This is a genomic window from Terriglobus saanensis SP1PR4 (assembly GCF_000179915.2).
Lineage (GTDB): Bacteria > Acidobacteriota > Terriglobia > Terriglobales > Acidobacteriaceae > Terriglobus > Terriglobus saanensis.
This window is the reverse complement of record NC_014963.1, coordinates 1259836-1274153: the sequence shown is the minus strand read 5'-3', so window position 1 is coordinate 1274153 and position 14318 is coordinate 1259836. Positions and strand designations below refer to the sequence as shown.

Sequence of the window (14318 nt, the reverse complement as noted above, 5' to 3'; positions counted from 1 at the left end):
TCATTCAAGATGGTCTGTTGTTTTTTGAGATCCTGAAACTGCTCTTGCTGACTGATTACCTGACCCTTCATATACCGTCCTTCCGCGACACAGAAGTAGAAATCGTGTCGACAAATCGGAGCATATATGGCACGCTCCTGAAAGAACAGTACGTACCTTTTGGTGCCCGGGCGGTTCAGATGGAATGTAAACCCGCAGATGTTTTCAATGTCGATTGTCCGTCGCGTGACGTTCTGGAGTTGGTTGGAAGTAAGTGGTCCATGCTGGTCATTTGCACGCTCAAAGATGGTCCCGTACGCACTGGAGAACTTCGTCGCTCGGTTTCGGGTATTTCACAGAAAATGCTGACCGAAACTCTCCGCGATCTGGAGCGCAATGGAATCATCGTACGGACCGACTACAGAGCACTTCCTCTTAGGGTCGAGTACAGCCTGACAGAGGTTGGCCATTCTTTAGGTCGTCTTATGAAACAAATGGAATACTGGATTATTGATCATTACGACTACATTATTTCCGCACAAAAGCAGCACGATACCAAAGTTAAGTCGCTAGCAAAATCTAAATCGCAGACGGATAACCGACGTCTAATCTCCACTCTTGCTTAATGCCCGACGAATGATTCGACGAAATTTATTTCGTTTGCCACTCTCGCACTCCGCGAGCTTCTACTCTTCCCGCAATACTTCTAATGGCTTTTTTCCCAAAACGCGGAAGCTTGCGGCCCATCCGGTACCCACCGTCAGAACCGCTGTCAGCCCAAGCGCGACCAACGATGCTCTCCATGGCAGCTCCCATGGAAGGATCATCTGCTTCAATATGGCGCGCGCCACAAAGTTCGCAAAGACGATGCCAACCACGCCCGCCACCATGCCGAGCATGGCAAACTCCACCGAGAAGATCGCCGCAATCCTTCTGCGTGTACCGCCGAGGGTCTTCAACACGACGACTTCACGGATTCTGCGATAGCGCGTGCCTGCGATCGAACTCGCCAGGATCACCAGACCCGCGAAAATCGAGAACGCCGCGAGAAACTCGATCACCAGCGTGACCTGCAACAGGATGCCGCGAAGGTTCTCCAGCGCCTGTGCCACGTTGATGACTGTGACGGTGGGGTACTTCGCGAACATCGTCCTTTGCAGCTCTCCTACCTTGTCGAGATCGACATGCACGCCTCCGTACCAGACCACGGGTGCGCCCACCAGCGCCGCCGGCGGAAGAATGTAGTCAGCCCGCGAGAAGGCGTGTTGACCGTCAGGCTTGACCAGCGCAATGAGCGTCGCATCCACGCTGCCATCGCCCACGCCGAAGACGACGCGTGATCCCAGTTTTAACCCAAGCCGCTTCGCACGGCCCTCTTCCATCGCCAGCAGAGGCCCCTTTTCGCCACTCTTCCAGAACTGGCCCTTCACTACGGTCGTTCCGACGGGAAGCGTATCGCTCCACGTAATCTGCAGGCTCGCCAGAGCGCGACGGGGAAAGTTCTTCAGCTTGAGGTCCGCCGCATTCACACCGTCCACCGACAATATGCGTGACGAGACGACAGGCACAAGCTCTGTCTCACCGTGCACGCCCACTTGCTTCTTCAGCAACGCTCTAAGGTTTTCTACTTCGTTTGTCGCGATGTCGATGAGAAACACATTGGGAAGATCGGGCCGCGTGCTCACCTTCAGATCGCGCACAAAGGCGCTCTGCACCAGATACACCGCAACGATCAACATAACTCCCAGACCCAGCGCGGCCAGCAACGAAGCCGAAGGATTTCCGGGCCGATAGAGATTCGCCAGACCGTGCCGCACCACCGGAGGCAACTTCATTCCCGCAGATCGCAGGAAAGTACGCAGCATTGAAAGCAGAAGTGCGCTCGCTACGATCAATACAAGCAGAACTGCCGCCAAACCAATCGTGAAGACGATGCCGACCTGACGCGAATCCGAGAGCACGGTGGCAATCAGTGCAAGACCCGCAAGGATCCCCAGGGCCGCGATTACCTGCATCGGCGCAGCGCGTAGTTTTTTCAAACCGCCGCGCCACCAGTTTTCAGAATTCTCTTCCATGCCACGCCGCAGGATCAACGCGGGACGTACTTTGCGAATGTCGAGCAGAGGCGGCAACGTAAACAGCACCGTCGTCACAACGCCGGTCGCCAGTCCAGCCAGCATCGTGCGGACAGAGAGATGCAAATCGGGTGCAACGCCCAGCATCTTCACCAGCAGCAGGGGCATGATCATCTGCACGCCCACGCCCAGCAGAACGCCGGCGATGCCGCCAGCTATACCCAACAGCGCCGTCTCAAGGAAATAGATGCGCAGCACATGACCACTCTGTGCTCCGAGCGACTTCATGATCGCAATCGAATCCATGCGCTCCAGCAGATGCGTCCGCATCGCCATCGCCACGCCCACCGCTCCGAGCACAAGCGCCACGAGGCTGACGAGACTGAGGAGAGACGTCGAGCGGTCCAGCGCCATCGTCACGCCGGGATTTGTCTCGCGATAATCCGAGACCTGCGCCTCGGGAAGAATGTCCTCCACGCGCGACTTCAACTTCGCCACGGCCTTGTCTTCCTTTACAGGCAGCTTGAAGAGAAACCGTTGCCCCGCGCGTGATCCTGGAGCGATCAGTCCCGTCTCATCCAGTTCAGACTGGGAGATGAGAACACGCGGACCCGCGGCAAACGATCCCGACAGCCTGTCCGGTTCGCTCACAACAACTGCGGAGACATGAAATGTCGCATCGCCCAGCCGAATCGAATCGCCCGTCTTCAGCTTCAGGCGAATGAGCAGATCTTCTCCCACGACGGCGCCTTCATGCGCCATCGCGTCCTGCAGCGTCATCGCGGGCTGGAGTTCGACCTTGCCGTAGAAAGGATAGGCTGCGGGATCAATCGCCTTCACCGCAACCAGAAGTGGATCGAAGCTGTTGGCAGCCGTCGCCATACCTGACATCTCTGTCACAGGCGTTACGGAGACCCCGTCAGAAGCCAGGGCGTCGATCGCCTTTTCCTGCTTCTCCGAAGGCTGCGCGAACATACGCGCTGCCAGATCGGCAGCCAGGATTGATCGTGCCCTTACGAGCAGCGTCTGCTTGAAGGATGCGGCAAATCCACGCACTCCCGTGAGCGCAGCCACACCTACAGCGACGCTCAAAACGACAAACAAGAACTTACCCTTCGACGAGTGCAGTTCGCGCGTCGCAATGCGGGCCGCCGTACTCCATCGCAGCGCAGCCACTACGCCGTCACCGTCTTACGCACATCGCTCACAATCGCACCATCGCGCAAAGTGATCACCCGGCGCGCGTGCTCTGCCACTACAGGGTCATGCGTGACGAGAACAAGCGTTGTGCCTTCGGCGCGATTCAATGTCTCCAGAAGACGCATCACCTGAGCTCCGTTGACCGTATCGAGATTCCCCGTTGGCTCATCCGCCAGCACAATCGGAGGACGCATCATGAACGCCCGCGCCAGCGCTACCCTCTGCTGCTCTCCGCCCGAAAGCTGGATAGGATAATGATCTCCACGCTCGCCCAGACCGACCGAGGCCAGAAGCTCGCGCGCTCTCTCAATTCCAGCCTTCAGGCCACCGGTCGAATCGTTTAACTCATACGGCAGCAGAACATTTTCCAACGCCGTCAAAGTCGGGATGAGTTGATAGCTTTGGAAGACAAAGCCGATCAGCTTGCCGCGCATCTGTGCCAGCGTGTCCTCAGCAAGGCTCGTGATGGAGATGCCGTTCAGCACCACCTCGCCGCTCGTCGCCGTGTCCAACCCTGCCAACAGCCCCAGCAGCGTACTCTTGCCTGAACCGGAAGAGCCCATGATCGCCACAAACTCGCCACGCTCCACTTCAAACGAGATGCCGCGTAAAATCTCCACCTGACGGGTCCCATTGGAAATGGAACGAGTCAAACCTCGTACAACGATCGCTGCATCCGCCAAGCCCGTGCCCTCTACTTTGCTAAGTTAGTGTGATGACGATGATACAGATGCGCCGCACCGCCGCAGTGATCACTCTTTTGATGACGGCCACAATCTTTGGGTGCAAGGCAGATCCGGCCTCTCAGCGTTCTTCCGAGATTGACCTTAACGCAGCCGCACAACAGGCCCGCCAGCGCGCCGCATCCAAGCCTGCAGCCGGGGAGGGTGCCATCGCACAAAATGACGGTCGGCCAGTCATCGCCTGTTTTGGCGACTCACTCACGGCGGGCTACGGTATCGACTCCGAAGACAGCTACCCCGCCGTGTTGCAGCGCACGCTCGACAGCGCCGGATACCGCTATCGCGTCGTCAACCTCGGCATCTCGGGAGATACCACGAAAGACGGCCTCGCACGCATCGACCGCGTCCTGGCGCTCGCCCCTGCCATCGTGGTGGTGGAGTTTGGCGGCAACGACGGCCTGCGCGGCCTTCCCATCGCCAGCACGCGCACAAACCTCGATGCCATCGTCTCCAGGCTCGTCCCCACGCACACACAGGTGGTTCTAGCTGGGATTACCCTGCCGCCACAGTACGGCAAAGCCTACGTGAAGGATTTCGACGACACCTATCACCTCGCCGCCACGAAGTACCACGTCCCGCTCCTGCCCTTTCTTCTCAAAGACGTCTACGGCGTACAGGGCGGTATTCAGCCGGACGGCATTCACCCCACGGCGCAGGGAGCACGCCAGGTCGCGAAAAATGTCCTCTCGCTGATTCAACCGATGCTGAAGAAGTAACCCTCAGGCAAGATTCACGAACGGCTGTACCAGTGTCCCGGCTACCCGCTTCCCTACGCCCACCAGATCGCGCGGCCCGGTAAAGATCTTCACCAGCGGCGACTGCGAGAACTCCGGCAAATTGACCGACATACCATTACGCAAGCGTCCCGCCGCAGCCTCATCCGCCGTGACGCAGGGCAGTTGTTGCAGAAGCGTGCGCGGATGCGGCAGCGCGGCCTCCAACTCGCCACGACCGGCGAGCGCTGACATCGCATCCAGGGTAAGTGACTGTTCCAGCGAAAAATCTCCCGCGCGCGTCCGGCGCAGAGAAGCAAGATGCGCGCCACAACCCGCCATCTGCCCCAGTTCATGCGCGACCGAACGTACATAGCCACCAGCCGAGACGTGCATCTCGAAGCTCGCAACATCGTCTTCCAGCCCGGTCAACACAAACGAATGAATGAAGATGCGTGCGGGCTTCACGGGAACTTCTTTGCCCGCGCGCGCCAGCTTGTACGCCGGTACGCCGCCGATCTTCTTGGCGGAAAACACAGGAGGCATCTGCTCCATCTCGCCGGCAAAGTGCAGCGCCAGCTTCTGCAACTCCGCTAGGCCCAGGGTCAGCGGAACAATTTCGCCTGCCTGCGTCCCCTCGGCGTCGTAGGTGTCCGTCGCCCAACAGAAGCGAATGGTCCCCGTGTACACCTTCTCCGCTGCGGAGAAGAACTGCGCCAACCGCGTCCACTTGCCCAGCAGCAAAGGCAGAACACCCGTCGCCATCGGGTCCAGTGTTCCCAGATGCCCGACCGACTTCTCGCCCGTTGCGCGTCGCACTGCATAGACCACATCGTGGGAAGTCATACCGGAAGGTTTATCCAACACCAGCAGACCGTTCACAGGGCGCTCGGTCGGCGAATCAACGACAGGAACTCATTCCGCGTCTGCGCTGCATTTCTAAAGGCCCCCAGCATCGCCGAGGTCGTCGTCATGCTGTGCTGCTTCTCCACGCCACGCATCATCATGCAGAGATGCTGCGCCTCCACCACGACTCCCACACCTTGCGGCGCAATCGCTTCCACGATCGCGTCTGCAATCTGCCGCGTCATGCGCTCCTGCACCTGCAAACGACGCGCAAAAAGGTCGACCAGACGGGCCACCTTGCTCAAGCCGATGACCTTGCCCTGCGGAATATATGCGACGTGCGCCTTGCCAAAAAATGGCAGCATGTGATGCTCGCACAAAGAGTAGAACTCGATGTCCCGCACAATCACCATCTCGTCATAGTCCACATCGAACAACGCACCGCGCAGAAGCTCTGTGGGATTCTGCGCATACCCCTGCGTCAGAAACGCCATGGACTTCGCGACGCGCTCAGGCGTCTTCAAAAGCCCATCGCGCTCCGGATCCTCACCCAACCTTCGCAACACTTCGCTGTACAGTTCTTCCGTTGTTGCCTGTTCCAAACTCTTCACCATTTACGGTCTCTTTCTTTTTGAAACGAACCTAAAACACCACGCGGTCGCGTGGTTCCTGCGGCAGCAGATCGAACGAATTATTCGACGTCTCTTCCATCCGCACACGCACCAGGCGAACACCCAGCGCATCCGCGCTTTTGAGCAACAGCTTCTCTACCTCAATCACAAAATTTTCCGTGGATGGCACCAACGCTCCGGCAAAGAGCGGGTCTATGTTAAGGTGCGTCTGATCGAAGCGCTCCACAATCTGCTCCTTCACAAGAGAGTCCAGCGCCACCATATCGACCACCATGCCCGTCGCTGCATCCACCGACCCGGCCACGGTTACTTCCAGCACATAGTTGTGCCCATGTCCAAAAGGGTTATTGCACTTGCCGAACGTGGCATAGTTCTCCTCTTCACTCATCGTCCCCACGTGCAGGCGGTGCGAGGAGGAAAAGCGATAGCGCCTGGAAAAATGGACGACGGGCGTCACGCGCTCTCTCCGTAGTAGTCGGCGAAAAGATCCGGCATCTCGTAGACGCGCACGCGCTCAAGCTTTGCGTTTGGAATCTTGCCGTCAAGTCGACGCCAGATCGCCACAGCGATGTTCTCCGTCGTTGGAATGACGTGAGCGAACTCCGGAACCTCGTAGTTCAGGTGGCGATGGTCGTAGATGCTCACGACCTCTCGCTCCAGGATCTCTTTGAGCAACTTCAGGTCCACCACAAAGCCGGTCACGGGATCCACCTCGCCACCGACCGTCACCTCCAGTGTGTAGTTGTGTCCGTGCCCATGCACGTTGGCGCACTTGCCAAAGCGGCGGACGTTCTCCTCTTCACTCCACTCTGGATTGCGGTAGAAATGCGACGATGAAAACTCCGCCTTGCGTGTCAGAAAAATCATATCTATCTAGGATAAGCCCCTAATGCCCCGGTATGCATTTTCTACTGGGGCTTACCCAGAGGCATCGCCGCACTGCGCCGGGCCGTCGTCTGCAGGACTACGCGCGTGTCTTTCGGAAAGGAGATCTCTTCTCCCTTTCGGAAGATCCGCTCGTAAAGAGAGATCGTAGCTCCGTAGTACCCGATCCCGGCCGCCAGATAAGGCTTCTGCGCCGCGGTCCCGATGATGAATCCGAGAACGCCGATTGCATTGGAAGCCCCTGCATTCTTTGCAATCTGATGATGGCCGTCATGATCCAGGGGACGAGCCGCCAGGCTAAGCAGAATCAACGGAACCACTAACTTATCCTTGGGCTTTGGCTTGACTTCGCCCTCTGAGGTCATCGCCAGATCGCCCGCGATATCCGCGCCCTTGATCGACGTCTGTACGCTTTGCGCTGTGCCACCCGGAACCGTCAATTGGCGAAAATTGAACCGCAGCTCCCCCGCCCGGCCAAAGCTACGCGCTTTCCGCGTCTGTGAGATCGTTCCTGTCAGTACAGATCCCTGTGGAACGGCCACCGTCCCATCAGGATTCAGGACAGGTGCCGCAACGATGGCGCGAATTGGCTGCCCAGCCTTCGACTCGCCCGAACTGATCGCATCAGCGAGGTAAGCCTGCACGATCCACGTCGGCGGTTTTTCCGGTGTCTCCACTGCGGGCAACGGTGTCACTGCATCGGTTGTTCCCTGGATCATCTCAAGCGGAGCGGAGGTCTCCACCGTCCACGCGGTTCCCTTCACGATCCGCTCCGGATGATATGGAAGCTGACTGTACAGAAGCTGCTTCAGGCGGTCACCCTTGTCGGGTCCGGTGATTACGGCGACCCGATCCTTCGCCGCCTGCTTGACCATGTCCATCTGCTGTCGGACGAATCCGCCCTTCTTCGGCGGCGGAGCCACAACACGGTAAATTGGCGCGCCATTGGTCGCCGCGCCAGTTGTTACGGCAAGCACCGTGCCATCAGGCATCTCGATCGCGCTGAACTCAACAATCGGAACATGGAACGGCGTGAAGTCGCCCCGCAGACGCGCATGAACGCGCTTACTCCGGTCGGGTGTAAGTTCCATCACATGCCCGCGCACGACGGTATTTTCTGGAATCGCAATCCTGTTGTTTTCATAGATCGCATAGATCAGATGCCCACGAATCTCGGCCCCTGCATGCATGGGAAGATTGCCATCGATGCGTACTGCCAGCGGCGTCCCCGTGGGCAAAGTCACGGACGCTCCGGCGCTCAACGTCCAAAATGCAAGGAAGACGGCAGGAATCTTCATGCATCCACACTACAGCCTTTTCAGTGTTGCGTTGAAAGCTGTAGCCTGATCGGACGAGGTTTCACTCCATGCAGGCCCTTTTACTCTCGGAATACAAGCATCTGGAGATCGCCGATCTCCCAACCCCGACGCTTGGCGCGGAGGATGTGCTGGTGCGCGTTGCCGCCTGCGGCATCTGCGGCAGCGATGTCCACGGATACGATGGCAGCTCCGGCCGACGCATTCCTCCCATCGTCATGGGGCATGAGGCCTCTGGAACCATCGCGGCGCTTGGGGCCCACGTCAACGACTACAAGGTTGGCGACCGCGTCACCTTCGATTCCACCGTCTACTGCGGCAAGTGCGATTTCTGCGCCAAGGGCGAGGTCAACCTCTGCAACAACCGCCAGGTCATCGGCGTCTCCTGTCCGGAGTTTCACCGCGAAGGCGCTTTCGCGGAGTACGTCGCCGTGCCAGAGCGCATTCTCTATCGCCTGCCGGATAATCTCTCCTTTCCCGAAGCCGCCATGCTGGAAGCCGTCTCCGTCGCGCTGCACGCCGTACACGTTACCGAAATTGATGGCGGAGAAACCGCGCTGGTCATCGGCGCAGGCATGATCGGCCTTCTGCTCGTGCAGGCCGCGCGCGCTCTCGGTTGCTCTCGCGTCTTTGTCGCAGACATCGACGCAACCCGACTGGATCTCGCAAAGAACCTCGGTGCGGATGAGACCTTTCTCGCTTCCGGAGAAGATCTTCTGAAGAAGATCCTGCAACACACCTCCGGCGAAGGCGTCGATATCGTCTTCGAAGCGGTGGGTCACAACGAGACCGTCACCTCCGCCATCGACTGCACACGCAAAGGCGGCAAAGTCACCCTCGTGGGCAATATTGCAAAGGAAGTCACACTGCCGTTGCAGAAGGTCGTCACACGACAGATCCGCCTGCAGGGTTCTTGCGCCTCCGCGGGAGAGTATCCGGAGGCCATGGAGTTGATCGCCTCTGGCAAGATCAAGGTGGCACCTCTCATCACTGCCATCGCACCTCTTTCTGACGGTGCAGACTGGTTTGAACGCCTCTACAACCGCGAACCGAACCTCATGAAGATCGTTCTCTCTCCGGACGAGGAGCCTGCGGCATGACCAACGAACTCTTCGACCTCACCGGGCAGACCGCACTCGTTACAGGAGCCAGCCGTGGTCTCGGCCAGCACTTCGGTCGCGCTCTCGCGAAATCCGGCGCGGACCTTATACTAACCAGCCGCAAGCTCGCCGACCTCGCACCCTTCGTCGCCGAGATCGAAACCCTCGGTCGCCGTTGTCTACCGCTCGAACTTGATGTTCGCGATCAGGCCAGTATTGAAGCGATGGCCGCGGCAGCAGAAGCAGCCGTCGGCCAGATCCACATCCTTGTAAACAACGCAGGCTGCAACGTCCGCAAGCCCGCGCTGGACGTCACATGGGACGACTGGAACCTCATCCTCGATACGAACCTGCGCGGCACTTTCTTCGTCGCGCAGCAGATCGCGCGTCGCATGGTGCCGCACCACTACGGCCGCATCATCAACATCGGCTCGGTCACATCCGTCTTCGGTTACGCCAGCCTTGCTCCTTACGGAGCCAGTCGCGGCGGCGTGCGTCAGCTCACCATGAGTCTCGCGGACGACTGGGGCAAGCACGGTATTACCGTAAACTGCCTCGCCCCCGGCTGGTTTCGCACCGAGCAGAACAAAGTGCTCTACGACAACAAGGAGTGGGTCGAGTACCTCGTCGACCGTATCCCTGTAAAGCGTCCGGGACAGGCGCATGATCTCGACGGCGCTGTGGTCTTCCTCGCCTCGGAGTCCAGCCGCTACATCACAGGACAGACGCTGCTCGTCGACGGCGGCATCTCCACTGGCTCGACCCGCGCTACGGTACCCCCACCTTCAGGAGTAAAAGCATGAAACGCCTGCTCGCCTTCGTCGCTGCCTGCCTCATCTCCACCACTCTTCTCGCACAGGCGAAGACGGACAAGCTTCGCGTCTTCTTCATCGACGTGGAAGGGGGACAATCCACGCTCTTCGTCACGCCCAAGGGTGAATCACTTCTGATCGACACTGGCTGGCCCGGCCACGACTTCCGTGACGCCGACCGCATCGCCGCCGCCGCAAAGAGCGCGGGGATCACGAAGATCGACTACGTCCTCATCACGCACTTTCACGACGACCACATTGGTGGAATCCCGCAGCTTGTGCAACGGATTCCGGTGGGTGCATTCATCGACCACGGCATCAACCGCGAGACCGAAAACGCTGGCGTCGTGAGCGACTACGAGGCTTATCACAAGGTTCTGAGAGAGGGTCACTACACCCACATCATCGCAAAGCCTGGCGATGTGCTTCCTCTCACCGGGCTGTATGCCAAGGTGATCAGCGCCGACGGCAACCTGCTCAAGACTGCTCTGCCCGGAGAAGGCGCGCCGAATCCCTATTGCGCAAAATCCGAGAAGCACCCTGACGACAAGACGGAGAACAGTCACTCACTCGGTATACGCGTCACCTTCGGCAAACTGAAGCTGCTCGACCTCGGCGACCTGACGTGGGACAAAGAGATGCAACTCATGTGCCCGACGAACCCGATTGGCACGGTGGACGTGTATATCGTCTCCCACCACGGCTGGTATCAGAGCTCGAGCCCCGCGCTTGTTCACGCGATCCACCCACGTGTAGCCATCATGGACAACGGAGAGACCAAGGGTGGCTCGATTCCCGTGCTCGACACCATCCGCAGCTCACCCGGTCTGGAAGACTTGTGGCAGCTTCACTACTCCGCCGAAGGTGCTGACGCCCACAACACCAGCGCGGCGAACATCGCCAACCTCACCGGCACCGACGCAGGGAATGGCATCGAACTGATCGGCAACCGGGACGGTAGCTTCGACGTAATCAACGCACGAACGGCACAGGCAAAGCACTACGCCGTACGCTAAGCCCCGTGCCCCATTCTTTCGCGCTCTTTGCGAAAGGGTGGGGTCGCGCGGAGCGCACAAACGGATTTGTCAGGAAAGCCAAAAGCAGATCCCTCCGCTTCGCTGCGGGATGACAAAAGTGGGGAACGAATCTGGTTTTCTAAACCGTCGTCGTCTCCACATCCATCGGCTCAATCCTCCCGAGCAGGAACAAATACGCCGCAATCCCAATCAGCAGATACACCGCCGACACCCCAAACGCCCAGGCGAAGTTATGCCGCGCCGCCACGAGATATCCCGTGATGATTGGCGCAGAGATCCCCGAGATCTGATTCGAGAGATTCACAATCCCACCCACCGTACCGACGCTTCCCTTCGGAGCGATGAGCGAAGGCATCGACCACCCCACGGGAGCCGCAGCGGCCAGCCCGCCAATCGAAATACTGATCCAGATCAACGCACGCATTGGCGTATGCGCATAGGCCGCACCCAAGATGCCCAGACCGCAGGCCGTGCCGCCGATCAGAATCACCTTGCGCACACGGTTCGCGTCCCAACCGCGACGGATCAACGCGTCCACCAGCCATCCACCGACGATCAGGTCCGTCACCGTGGCAAAGAGCCATGGCACACCCGTGTAGAGAAACGAGTGCATCAGATCGATATGCAGCGCGGATGAAAGATACGTCGGCAGCCACGTGAGCAGCAGATAAAACACATAGTTGTAAGAGCCAAAGCCGAGCACCATAGCGATCACCTTGCGCTGCCGCAGCAGGGCCCCAAGCGATGCCCGCTCTTCGACCGCAGTGATTGGAACGTCATCCGCAATGTAGTCGCGTTCGACGTTCGTCAACTTTGGGTCGTCTTCAGGATCGCGATAGACCAGCCAGAAGAGACCGAAGTAAAGCACGCTCACAACGCCGGTCAGGGCGAAGCTCCACCGCCAGCCCACCTTCAACAGGATCAGCCCGATGACCGGTACACCAATCGCAGAGGCGAACTTGGCTGCGGCGTCGAAGATCGCCGTCGCAAAGCTTCTCTCGCTTTTGGGAAACCATTTACCGATCGCCTTTGCGTTCGCGGGAAACGTGGGGGCCTCACCAACACCCAACAGAAAGCGCGCCGCGAAAAATCCACCGATACCCGGGGTGGTCGCCGCGCCGAACGAAGCCAGACTCCAGAGAAAGGAACTTACTCGCCCGACGCGCTTGATGCCAAACCGATCCAAGATCACGCCCACCGGCAACTGGCACATCGCATACGTCCAGTTGTACGCGCCGGAGAGATAACCGAAGGTGACCGTCGAAATCCCGAAGGTCGTGTACAGCGCCTCGTGCGAAACCGACAGGTTCACGCGGTCGAAGTAGTTGACGAGAACGCCCAGCCCGAGCAGCCATGCGATCCTCCACCGCCGCCGCGGCACGCCTGCACTCGTTCGTTCGATCACGTGGTGTACTCTCTGCCCTTCCACTCCACTCGCTTCAGCAAGGTTACCTTCTGCCAGCTTCGGACCAGCATCGCCGCGAAGACCGGCAGTGCAAGAACACTTAACAGCAGGTCGATGAGTGGAAAGTTCGAGCGCGACACGCGGTTGTAGTACCTGAAGAGTACACGCACAAACAGAAGCCCTGCTGCGGCCTTCTGATAGGTCATCGGCAACAAAATTGCCGCAACCGGAAGTCCGAACAGCAGCAGAAAATCCAGCAACCGGTTGGCTGCGAGAAAGAGCGGGTTCCCGAAGAGCAGTGCCAGATTCTTGGTCCAGCCTGCCCACATGTCTCCGATTCCCTCATACATCCGCGCGCTCACCGCGTCGGGAGCATAGCGCAGACGGATCGCATGCCGCCGCTTGATCAGGCGCGCCAGCGCCACGTCTTCCAACACCTTGTCCGCAACCGCGCGATGGCCTCCGACCTCAAAGTAAACCTCGCGATTCGCCAGGAGGAACTGTCCATTCGCAGCGGCAATCGGGCTGGATGGATCGTTGATCTTCTTCGGTGGATACACGCTCGCCAGCTCAGAGAAGACCAGCGGCATGACCGCGCGCTGTACCAAGCCAGTCGTAACCTGCCGAGGAGAGTAACTCAGCATCGCTAGCTCGTGCCGCTCCGCCTCCGTAATCGCGCGATGCAGAGAACCTTCTTCATGCACGGTGTCGGCATCGGTGAACAGAAGCCATTCCGACGTCTTCGCAGTATCGTCTTGCGCACCAAACCAGAGAGCATTGTTCTTACCGGTAAAACCGTGCCGCTCGCGCTTTAGCTCCGGGGCCTTTAAAACCAGGATTCCCGGATGTTCCGCAGCCAGCGAACGCGCGATCTTCAGCGTGTCGTCCGTCGAGTGGTCGTCCACAATCACGATTGACCAATCCTGATCGAGCGCAAAGGTCGCCTCTGACTGGGCGATCAACGATTCGACGCAGGTGCGCAGGTTGCGTTCTTCATTGCGTGCAGGGACCAACACGCAAACTACCTTCGGCTTCGTTTCCCGCTCTTCCATCACGCTCCGTATTATAGAAAGCGATGAAGACTCGCCTCGCCGCCGCCCTTGTTCTCTTTGCCGTCCTCACAGGAGCGTCCGGTTGCGACCGTGGCGGCCACCCAAGGCAGATCGCCCAACCCGCTCCAGTCTTTGCCGTGAATGACGGAACCAGATCGTTCGATCTCGCCCAATCGCGCGGCCATATTGTCGTGCTCAACTTCTGGGCCACGTGGTGCCAGCCCTGCATCCAGGAACTTCCCTCGCTCATGGCACTGCAGAAGCAGATGCCACAGATCCAGGTGGTTGCCGTCTCCATCGACGATGACCCACAGGCTTATAAGGACTTCCTCAAGGAGTATTCTGTCACGCTGTACTCCATTCGCGACGGCAGCGAGGGCGCTAACCTGAAGTTTGGCTCTGTTCAGGTTCCTGAGACCTTCATCATCGATCGCACCGGCTCCGTCCGCCGCAAGTTCATTGGCGCACAGGATTGGACGAATCCCGAAGTCACCAGCTACCTCGGAAAACTGTAACTCCTCCT

Annotated in this window: 15 protein-coding genes; 6 read left to right on the top strand and 9 right to left on the bottom strand. The window is 58.9% G+C overall.

What is annotated here, in order from left to right; genetic code table 11:
* The first annotated feature begins 17 nt into the window (after nucleotides 1-17).
* Nucleotides 18-605, top strand: a complete 588-nt coding sequence (locus ACIPR4_RS05345; protein ID WP_222829260.1) for a winged helix-turn-helix transcriptional regulator — start codon at nucleotides 18-20, stop codon at nucleotides 603-605.
* A gap of 60 nt (nucleotides 606-665) precedes the next feature.
* Here the strand turns inward: ACIPR4_RS05345 and ACIPR4_RS05340 are convergent, their stop codons facing one another.
* The gene (locus tag ACIPR4_RS05340; protein WP_013567634.1) at nucleotides 666-3230 is read right to left on the bottom strand and encodes an ABC transporter permease; all 2565 of its coding nucleotides are present in this window, start codon (nucleotides 3228-3230) and stop codon (nucleotides 666-668) included.
* Nucleotides 3230-3907, bottom strand: a complete 678-nt coding sequence (locus tag ACIPR4_RS05335) for an ABC transporter ATP-binding protein (protein WP_245536463.1) — start codon at nucleotides 3905-3907, stop codon at nucleotides 3230-3232. The genes ACIPR4_RS05340 and ACIPR4_RS05335 overlap by 1 nt, the downstream gene beginning before the upstream one ends.
* 62 nt (nucleotides 3908-3969) lie before the next feature.
* Between ACIPR4_RS05335 and ACIPR4_RS05330 the strand changes: the two genes are divergently transcribed.
* Nucleotides 3970-4713, top strand: a complete 744-nt coding sequence (locus tag ACIPR4_RS05330; protein WP_013567632.1) for an arylesterase — start codon at nucleotides 3970-3972, stop codon at nucleotides 4711-4713.
* Between the two features lie 3 nt (nucleotides 4714-4716).
* Here the strand turns inward: ACIPR4_RS05330 and truB are convergent, their stop codons facing one another.
* The 5 genes from truB to ACIPR4_RS05305 are packed head-to-tail and all read right to left on the bottom strand — an operon-like array spanning nucleotide 4717 to nucleotide 8371.
* Nucleotides 4717-5592, bottom strand: a complete 876-nt coding sequence (truB, locus tag ACIPR4_RS05325; RefSeq protein WP_013567631.1) for a tRNA pseudouridine(55) synthase TruB — start codon at nucleotides 5590-5592, stop codon at nucleotides 4717-4719.
* A complete protein-coding gene (gene folE / locus ACIPR4_RS05320; RefSeq protein WP_013567630.1) occupies nucleotides 5589-6170 on the bottom strand; it encodes a GTP cyclohydrolase I FolE in 582 nt (193 codons plus the stop codon). The genes truB and folE overlap by 4 nt, the downstream gene beginning before the upstream one ends.
* Before the next feature lie 28 nt (nucleotides 6171-6198).
* A complete protein-coding gene (locus ACIPR4_RS05315; protein WP_013567629.1) occupies nucleotides 6199-6645 on the bottom strand; it encodes a 6-carboxytetrahydropterin synthase in 447 nt (148 codons plus the stop codon).
* Nucleotides 6642-7055 carry a 6-pyruvoyl trahydropterin synthase family protein gene (locus ACIPR4_RS05310; protein ID WP_013567628.1) on the bottom strand — a complete coding sequence of 138 codons (414 nt, stop codon included), beginning with the start codon at nucleotides 7053-7055 and terminating at the stop codon, nucleotides 6642-6644. Before ACIPR4_RS05310 ends, ACIPR4_RS05315 begins: the two co-directional genes overlap by 4 nt.
* Nucleotides 7056-7096: 41 nt before the next feature.
* The gene (locus tag ACIPR4_RS05305; protein ID WP_013567627.1) at nucleotides 7097-8371 is read right to left on the bottom strand and encodes a hypothetical protein; all 1275 of its coding nucleotides are present in this window, start codon (nucleotides 8369-8371) and stop codon (nucleotides 7097-7099) included.
* 68 nt (nucleotides 8372-8439) lie between these two features.
* Here ACIPR4_RS05305 and ACIPR4_RS05300 point away from each other — a divergent pair, with 68 nt between their 5' ends.
* The 3 genes from ACIPR4_RS05300 to ACIPR4_RS05290 are packed head-to-tail and all read left to right on the top strand — an operon-like array spanning nucleotide 8440 to nucleotide 11317.
* A complete protein-coding gene (locus ACIPR4_RS05300) occupies nucleotides 8440-9489 on the top strand; it encodes a galactitol-1-phosphate 5-dehydrogenase (protein ID WP_013567626.1) in 1050 nt (349 codons plus the stop codon).
* Nucleotides 9486-10292 (top strand): SDR family NAD(P)-dependent oxidoreductase, encoded by an 807-nt coding sequence (locus ACIPR4_RS05295; RefSeq protein WP_013567625.1) that lies wholly within the window; start codon nucleotides 9486-9488, stop codon nucleotides 10290-10292. Before ACIPR4_RS05300 ends, ACIPR4_RS05295 begins: the two co-directional genes overlap by 4 nt.
* Nucleotides 10289-11317 carry a ComEC/Rec2 family competence protein gene (locus ACIPR4_RS05290; RefSeq protein WP_013567624.1) on the top strand — a complete coding sequence of 343 codons (1029 nt, stop codon included), beginning with the start codon at nucleotides 10289-10291 and terminating at the stop codon, nucleotides 11315-11317. Before ACIPR4_RS05295 ends, ACIPR4_RS05290 begins: the two co-directional genes overlap by 4 nt.
* A 139-nt stretch (nucleotides 11318-11456) precedes the next feature.
* On the opposite strand, the gene ACIPR4_RS05285 is transcribed toward ACIPR4_RS05290, so the two are convergent.
* Nucleotides 11457-12743: an MFS transporter gene (locus ACIPR4_RS05285; protein WP_013567623.1), complete on the bottom strand. Its 1287-nt coding sequence runs from the start codon at nucleotides 12741-12743 to the stop codon at nucleotides 11457-11459.
* Nucleotides 12740-13795, bottom strand: a complete 1056-nt coding sequence (locus ACIPR4_RS05280; protein ID WP_013567622.1) for a glycosyltransferase family 2 protein — start codon at nucleotides 13793-13795, stop codon at nucleotides 12740-12742. Before ACIPR4_RS05280 ends, ACIPR4_RS05285 begins: the two co-directional genes overlap by 4 nt.
* Nucleotides 13796-13818: 23 nt before the next feature.
* On the opposite strand from ACIPR4_RS05280, the gene ACIPR4_RS05275 reads away from it, so the two are divergent.
* Nucleotides 13819-14310, top strand: a complete 492-nt coding sequence (locus ACIPR4_RS05275; protein WP_013567621.1) for a TlpA family protein disulfide reductase — start codon at nucleotides 13819-13821, stop codon at nucleotides 14308-14310.
* Nucleotides 14311-14318 lie beyond the last annotated feature (8 nt).

What these genes read in the sequence shown, in the direction of transcription:
- ACIPR4_RS05330 (WP_013567632.1), top strand. Translation starts at nt 3,970, where the DNA reads ATGACGATGATACAGATGCGCCGCACCGCCGCAGTGATCACTCTTTTG.
- folE (WP_013567630.1), bottom strand. Translation starts at nt 6,170, where the DNA reads ATGGTGAAGAGTTTGGAACAGGCAACAACGGAAGAACTGTACAGCGAA.
- ACIPR4_RS05310 (WP_013567628.1), bottom strand. Translation starts at nt 7,055, where the DNA reads ATGATTTTTCTGACACGCAAGGCGGAGTTTTCATCGTCGCATTTCTAC.
- ACIPR4_RS05305 (WP_013567627.1), bottom strand. Translation starts at nt 8,371, where the DNA reads ATGAAGATTCCTGCCGTCTTCCTTGCATTTTGGACGTTGAGCGCCGGA.
- ACIPR4_RS05300 (WP_013567626.1), top strand. Translation starts at nt 8,440, where the DNA reads ATGCAGGCCCTTTTACTCTCGGAATACAAGCATCTGGAGATCGCCGAT.
- ACIPR4_RS05295 (WP_013567625.1), top strand. Translation starts at nt 9,486, where the DNA reads ATGACCAACGAACTCTTCGACCTCACCGGGCAGACCGCACTCGTTACA.
- ACIPR4_RS05290 (WP_013567624.1), top strand. Translation starts at nt 10,289, where the DNA reads ATGAAACGCCTGCTCGCCTTCGTCGCTGCCTGCCTCATCTCCACCACT.
- ACIPR4_RS05280 (WP_013567622.1), bottom strand. Translation starts at nt 13,795, where the DNA reads ATGGAAGAGCGGGAAACGAAGCCGAAGGTAGTTTGCGTGTTGGTCCCT.
- ACIPR4_RS05275 (WP_013567621.1), top strand. Translation starts at nt 13,819, where the DNA reads ATGAAGACTCGCCTCGCCGCCGCCCTTGTTCTCTTTGCCGTCCTCACA.